Source organism: Pseudomonas fluorescens, from assembly GCF_001648775.1.
GTDB classification, from domain to species: Bacteria; Pseudomonadota; Gammaproteobacteria; order Pseudomonadales; family Pseudomonadaceae; genus Aquipseudomonas; species Aquipseudomonas fluorescens_M.
The window spans coordinates 1-2939 of the sequence record NZ_LVEJ01000051.1 but is presented as its reverse complement, the minus strand read 5'-3'; the positions used below and the strand labels follow the sequence as shown (position 1 = coordinate 2939).

General features: G+C 52.4%; 4 protein-coding genes and 3 tRNA genes. All 7 read left to right on the top strand.

The window, feature by feature from the left end; genetic code table 11:
• Nucleotides 1-95: 95 nt before the first annotated feature.
• Entirely contained in the window at nucleotides 96-1049 is a 954-nt protein-coding gene (birA, locus tag A8O26_RS29130; RefSeq protein WP_064121023.1) for a bifunctional biotin--[acetyl-CoA-carboxylase] ligase/biotin operon repressor BirA, read from the top strand.
• Nucleotides 1039-1788, top strand: coding sequence for a pantothenate kinase (locus A8O26_RS29125; protein ID WP_064121022.1), 750 nt, complete (start codon nucleotides 1039-1041; stop codon nucleotides 1786-1788). The genes birA and A8O26_RS29125 overlap by 11 nt, the downstream gene beginning before the upstream one ends.
• Nucleotides 1789-1795: 7 nt before the next feature.
• On the top strand, nucleotides 1796-2236 hold the full coding sequence (locus A8O26_RS29120) for a hypothetical protein (RefSeq protein WP_064121021.1): 441 nt from the start codon (nucleotides 1796-1798) through the stop codon (nucleotides 2234-2236).
• A gap of 143 nt (nucleotides 2237-2379) precedes the next feature.
• A tRNA-Tyr gene (locus A8O26_RS29115) sits at nucleotides 2380-2464 on the top strand.
• 25 nt (nucleotides 2465-2489) lie between these two features.
• Nucleotides 2490-2563 (top strand) — tRNA-Gly (locus A8O26_RS29110).
• 26 nt (nucleotides 2564-2589) lie between these two features.
• Nucleotides 2590-2665, top strand: a tRNA-Thr gene (locus tag A8O26_RS29105).
• 85 nt (nucleotides 2666-2750) lie between these two features.
• Nucleotides 2751-2939: GTP-binding protein (locus A8O26_RS29100; RefSeq protein WP_253757077.1), on the top strand; the 189-nt coding region annotated here is incomplete at its 3' end.

Sequence of the window (2939 nt, the reverse complement as noted above, 5' to 3'; positions counted from 1 at the left end):
TTTTGTTTTGCCCGCAGGAAATGCGTCTGCTTGATTTCTATGCAACAGCCCGGGTCATGGATATTATTCGGGCCTCATTGTGAGGCGAGACCTGCATGCTGACGTTGTTGAACCTTCTGAAAGATGGGCGATTCCATTCTGGTCAGGATCTGGGCCTGGCCCTGGGTATTAGTCGAAGCGCGGTATGGAAGCAGCTTCAGCATCTTGAAGCTGAGCTGGGGCTGTCTATCCATAAGGTTCGGGGGCGAGGCTACCAATTGGCCGCGCCCTTGATGTTACTGGATCCTCTTAAAATAGAAGACGTAGGCCCCAAATGGCCGGTAACAGTCTTTGACTCTATTGACTCCACGAATGCACAGGCATTGCGCGCCGTTGGCCAAGGTCAAGCAGCGCCATTTGTGGTGGTTGCAGAGCGGCAGGTTTCTGGTCGGGGACGCCGGGGCCGTAAATGGGTGAGCCCGTTTGCTGAAAATTTGTATTACAGCCTGGTCCTTCGAATCGATGGTGGCATGCGCCAGCTTGAAGGGTTGAGTCTGGTCGTCGGTCTGGCGGTCATGCAGGCCCTGCGCAAATCGGGAGTGGCCGGCGCCGGATTGAAGTGGCCCAACGATGTGCTCGTTGGTAGCAAGAAAATCGCGGGTATTTTGTTGGAGCTCGTCGGAGATCCTGCAGATGTTTGTCACGTTGTACTGGGTATTGGCATTAATGTGAATATGCAGATTGCTGAGGAGGTTGATCAAAAGTGGACTTCCATACGGTTGGAGTCAGGTAAAAGCTGTGATCGCAACGTTCTCGTGGCGGAGCTGAATGAGCAGTTACATGCCTACATACAGCGTCACCAAATGGGTGGTTTCTCGGTTCTTCAGGCTGAATGGGAAGAAAACCATTTGTGGCAAGGTCGGTCAGTTGCGTTGATCGCGGGTGCCAATCAAATCGATGGCGATGTGCTCGGTATCGACAGTCAAGGGGCGCTGCGGTTGAAGGTTGGCGGCGTGGAGAAGGTTTTTAGTGGCGGTGAGCTTAGTCTGAGGTTGCGTGATGATTCTTGAGCTCGACTGCGGCAATAGCTTTATAAAATGGCGCGTGTTGAATGCGAAAGCCGTAGTTTTGATCGCCGAAGGGGTGGTCGACTCGGATCAGGCGTTGGTTGAGAAGCTTGAAAGTGTGAATGGGCTTGCGTTAAGCCGCTGCCGTTTAGTGAGTGTCCGTACTGTCGAAGAAACAGGGGCTTTGACCGAGATGCTTGAGCGGCGGTTCGGCGTGTCGGTGATATGTGCGCAGTCGGCTCGTGAAATGTCTGGTGTCAGGAATGGTTACGAGGAATATGAGCGACTAGGGCTCGACCGCTGGTTGGCAATGCTTGGTGGATTTCACTTGGCGAAGGGCGCTTGTCTGGTATTGGATTTTGGCACGGCAGTAACCGCAGATTTTATTGCCGCAGACGGTGAGCACCTCGGTGGCTTCATTTGTCCAGGTATGCCTCTGATGCGAAATCAGCTGCGTACCCATACTCGGAAAATTCGCTATGGCGACCAGGCTGCCGAACGTGCACTCGCCAGCCAGGCGCCGGGGCGCACTACAGTCGAAGCAGTAGAGCGTGGCTGCTCTCTGATGTTGAATGGGTTTGTGCTTACTCAGTTGGAATTGGCTCGAACCTATTGGGGGCGGGACTTTACGGTATTCATTACGGGTGGTGATGCAGGGTTGGTTGCGGGTGTTGCTCCTGAAGCTCGCATTGTTCCTGATCTGGTGTTTGTCGGCTTGGCTATGGCATGTCCTTTTTCCTGAGGTTCGTATGCGTTGGTTGTTCCTGCTGCTTGTTGTTCTCAATGTGTTCTATTACGTCTGGCACCAGCAGGAGGCCCCGTTGCGTGCCAAAGATGTCACTCCTCTCAGTTTGTATCGGGGGGCGCAACAAGATATTCGTTTGCTGAGTGAGAGCGCTGGGCCTTCCCGCCCCAAGACTGATGCGTTGCGTGCGGAAGGGGGGCGGTGTCTTTATATTGGTGGGTTTGCGCGGGCGGAGTCATTGCAGTCTCTCAATGAGCGTCTTGTGCAGATGGAAATCAAGGTTTTACCTTCGCAAAAAGATGCGCCAGAGGCGGGCTACTGGTTGCAGGTTTCGCCTGAAAGTCAGCGTTTGCTGGGAAGCGAGCAGTTGCAAAACCTTTCCAAGGAATTCAATGAGTTAAAACATAAAATAATGCTGTGTGAGGGGGTTGCACCTGCGGAATAGTTTGCATAGAATGGCGCCCGCTCCACAGCGAAGACCTAAACAGGGATTCAAAGTGAGGCGATGTCAACGCAGCTAACCTCAGGTTTTTAAATGAGAAAATGCTTGACAGGGGTTTGGCATAGTATAGAATGCCGGCCTGATTAGGAGGGGTTCCCGAGCGGCCAAAGGGATCAGACTGTAAATCTGACGTCTACGACTTCGAAGGTTCGAATCCTTCTCCCTCCACCAGATTTAAGCGTGAGCTGCAGGCTCCGCGGGTATAGTTTAGTGGTAGAACCTCAGCCTTCCAAGCTGATGATGCGGGTTCGATTCCCGCTACCCGCTCCAAGTTTGCAGGTTGTGCAAAGTGTTTCGCTCTTGTAGCTCAGTTGGTAGAGCACACCCTTGGTAAGGGTGAGGTCAGCGGTTCAAATCCGCTCAAGAGCTCCATATAACAAGGCAGATATGAAAATATCTGCCTTTGTTTTAATGGTTGATATTGTTTGTCTAATTTCTTCTGTTGAGGGTGATATCGATGGCTAAGGAAAAATTTGATCGTTCCCTGCCCCACGTCAACGTTGGGACCATTGGTCACGTTGACCACGGTAAAACCACTCTGACTGCTGCTCTGACTCGCGTTTGCTCCGAGGTTTTCGGTTCTGCAATCGTTGACTTCGACAAGATCGACAGCGCGCCAGAAGAAAAAGCTCGCGGTATCACCATC

Bases quoted from the DNA above. Each gene is read 5' to 3' on its own strand.
- birA (WP_064121023.1), top strand. From the start codon at position 96: ATGCTGACGTTGTTGAACCTTCTGAAAGATGGGCGATTCCATTCTGGT.
- A8O26_RS29125 (WP_064121022.1), top strand. From the start codon at position 1,039: ATGATTCTTGAGCTCGACTGCGGCAATAGCTTTATAAAATGGCGCGTG.
- A8O26_RS29120 (WP_064121021.1), top strand. From the start codon at position 1,796: ATGCGTTGGTTGTTCCTGCTGCTTGTTGTTCTCAATGTGTTCTATTAC.